General features: G+C 26.0%; 4 protein-coding genes. 2 read left to right on the top strand and 2 right to left on the bottom strand.

Annotated features, from left to right (window positions below; genetic code table 11):
• Window positions 1–24: 24 nt before the first annotated feature.
• Both KQ44_RS06325 and aroE read right to left on the bottom strand, forming a co-directional pair.
• Window positions 25–186: a type I 3-dehydroquinate dehydratase gene (locus KQ44_RS06325; protein WP_240516516.1), complete on the bottom strand. Its 162-nt coding sequence runs from the start codon at window positions 184–186 to the stop codon at window positions 25–27.
• A gap of 49 nt (window positions 187–235) precedes the next feature.
• Window positions 236–1,087, bottom strand: a complete 852-nt coding sequence (gene aroE / locus KQ44_RS06320; RefSeq protein ID WP_096736706.1) for a shikimate dehydrogenase — start codon at window positions 1,085–1,087, stop codon at window positions 236–238.
• 189 nt (window positions 1,088–1,276) lie between these two features.
• Between aroE and KQ44_RS06315 the strand changes: the two genes are divergently transcribed.
• Together KQ44_RS06315 and KQ44_RS06310 are read left to right on the top strand one after the other, a co-directional pair.
• The gene (locus KQ44_RS06315) at window positions 1,277–1,660 is read left to right on the top strand and encodes a RidA family protein (protein ID WP_096736705.1); all 384 of its coding nucleotides are present in this window, start codon (window positions 1,277–1,279) and stop codon (window positions 1,658–1,660) included.
• Between the two features lie 119 nt (window positions 1,661–1,779).
• Window positions 1,780–2,640: a DUF368 domain-containing protein gene (locus KQ44_RS06310; RefSeq protein ID WP_096736704.1), complete on the top strand. Its 861-nt coding sequence runs from the start codon at window positions 1,780–1,782 to the stop codon at window positions 2,638–2,640.
• Window positions 2,641–2,877: the final 237 nt, after the last annotated feature.

Here is a 2,877-nt window from a genome sequence, read left to right as displayed (position 1 = left end):
TATAATCAAAATTTGAAGTATCATCTATAAAAAATCTGCTCTCCATTCTATAATATCAACAGGAAGTTTGTTTATTTCTTTTATGTATTTTATTATATCTTTTTCATTTTTTTCTACTACTGGTATACATATTTTTGGGGTTCCTTGTCCTAATTTTATATTTTTTACTTTTACTATATTGTCCATTTTCTAAATCCTCTTATTTACGTATACTTAGTAATTTATATTATTATATTTATTTAAATATAATATTTTTTATATATTCTACAGGCATTTTTTCATTAGTCCAAAGCTCAAAAGCCAATGCACCCTGATATAGTAACATTCCCATTCCATTTATTATTTTACATCCTTCTTTTTCAGCTATTTGAAGTAATTTTGTTTTTGCAGGACTATATATACAGTCGCTTACTACTAAATCAGATCTAAAAAAAGTTTTATCTTCTATTAAAGAAACATCTTCTTTCATACCAACACTTGTAGCATTAATTAATACACTGCTGTTATCTATTTTCTTTTTTAAAATATTTTTATTTTCAAGTGAAAATAATTCTATAGAGCAGTTAGTCTTTTCTGCTATATTATCAATGATCTTTTTTTGTTCGCTCCAGTTTGTATCTCTTTTAAAAACATATATTTCTTTTACACCATATAAAGCTGCTTGTGATATTATAGCTATAGAAGCTCCTCCAGTACCTAGTATTATGATATTTTTATTTTTTATAAATATATTTTCTTCTTCTAAGGATTTTATAAACCCCTCTCCATCTGTAGAGTATCCTGTGAGTATTCCATTATTATTAACTATAGTATTAACACTTTGGGTTAGCTCTGCTGCCTCTGATATTTTATCAAGATATTTAATCACTTCTTTTTTGTTCGGCATTGATAGATTTACGCCTCTCATATTTAATGATCTTATTGAGTTTACAGCCTCTTTTAAATTATTTTTATCTACTTCAAAAGCCAAATAAGCATAATTAAGATTAAGTTTATTAAAAGCTTCATTATGCATAATAGGCGATATGCTATGTCGGCATGGAGAAGCGAATAATGCAGTGAGTATAGTTGAAGAGTTTATTTTCATAAATATATAACCTTATAAAATATAAAAAATACTGCTATTAATAATAATATAATTTTTATTATTGTCAATTAATACATTTTTAATTCTTAAAAATAATGTTTAATTACTTGATATTTTGCAAAAACTAATTATAATTAACATAATAGAGTAATGAAAAAAATATTTAAAAATAGAAAGGAGAATTAGTATATGGATAAAAAAATCATTAAAACACACAAAGCTCCGCAGGCTATAGGACCTTATTCTCAAGCTGTGAAAAGCGGAAATTTCATTTTTGCTTCAGGTCAAATACCTTTGGATCCAGTAAGCGGAAATATGGCTGAAAATGATATAAAAAAACAAACTGAAAGAGTTATGGAAAATATAAAAGGTCTTTTAGAATCAGAAAATTTAACTATGGCTAATATTATTAAAACTACTTGTTTTTTAACTGATATGGCTAATTTTGCTGCTTTCAATGAAGTATATGCTGAATATTTCCCAGAAAATCCTCCTGCAAGAAGTACAGTTGCAATAAAATCTCTTCCAAAAGATGCTTTAGTAGAAGTTGAAATAATAGCTGTTATAAGCTAATTAATAAATTTGAATTAATAACAGCCATGAGTATAGTTTTATATTCATGGCATTTTTTTATAAAAATTATAATTATTTATATTAAAAAATAAATTTAATAAACTTATAAAGAGGAAACGATGAGAAATTATATATCATATTTTATAAAAGGAATGGCTATAGGCATTGCTAATGCTATTCCGGGAGTTTCAGGAGGCACTATTGCTTTTGTACTTGGAATATATGAAAAATTAACATATTCTATATCTATTTTGCCTGAAGCATTAATAAAACTTAAATGGAATGATATTAAAGAGAGTTTGAAAGTATTAATACCAGTTGCAATTGGAGCAGCTATTTCTATAGTATTATTTCTTAAACTTATTAATTATACTTTTACATATTATCCTATTCCTACAAGAATATTTTTTGTAGGTCTTATATTAGGTTCATTTCCATTTATAACAAAGACTGTAGAAGAGTTTAATATTAAAGTATTTATAGCATTTGTACTTGGGGCTTTTATTATGTCTATATTTGTGTATTTTGATATTAATAAGCCTGTAAGTGATACTGCTGTATATACTGGGTCTTTTTCAATTCTTTATGGTATCAAATTATTTTTATGCGGTATTGCAGCTGCTGTTGCTATGGTTATACCTGGTATATCAGGTTCTTTACTATTATTAATATTAGGAGAATATGAAAATATATCATACTTCATATCAGCATTTGTTGAAACTTTTAATTTATCTTTATTAATACCTTTAATATTTTTGGGTTTTGGTGTTGTTATAGGTATATTCAGCATATCCAAATTGGTAACAGTATTGCTTCAAAAATATAAATCTATATTGTTTGGCTTTGTACTTGGTATTATTATAGTATCTTTTCTAAGTTTATGGCCTAATATAACAGCTTTAAGTATTCCTATGCTTGCTTCTACTGTTATTTCTATGTGTGTTGGATTTTTAGTGGCTATCGTTATGGAGAAGATATAATATTAATATATACTGGAACAATTTTATTTTGTCAACTGATGCACTTTATACAGAATTATCAACTTTTTTGCTACAGGCACGTTTCGTGAAAAACGCAATTGCTAGAACTTTATATTTTAAAGATATATATTAAATGCCTGGTAATACCTAAAATTTGGGTTAAAAATGCAGTTCTTTTGGTTATTTTATATCAATAAAAGAACTGGTGTGCGGGACAAAGCCCTGCAAATATTTTAA

The organism is Brachyspira sp. G79 (assembly GCF_002379365.1).
Classification (GTDB): domain Bacteria; phylum Spirochaetota; class Brachyspiria; order Brachyspirales; family Brachyspiraceae; genus Brachyspira.
This window is presented reverse-complemented; position numbering and strand designations above follow the sequence as displayed.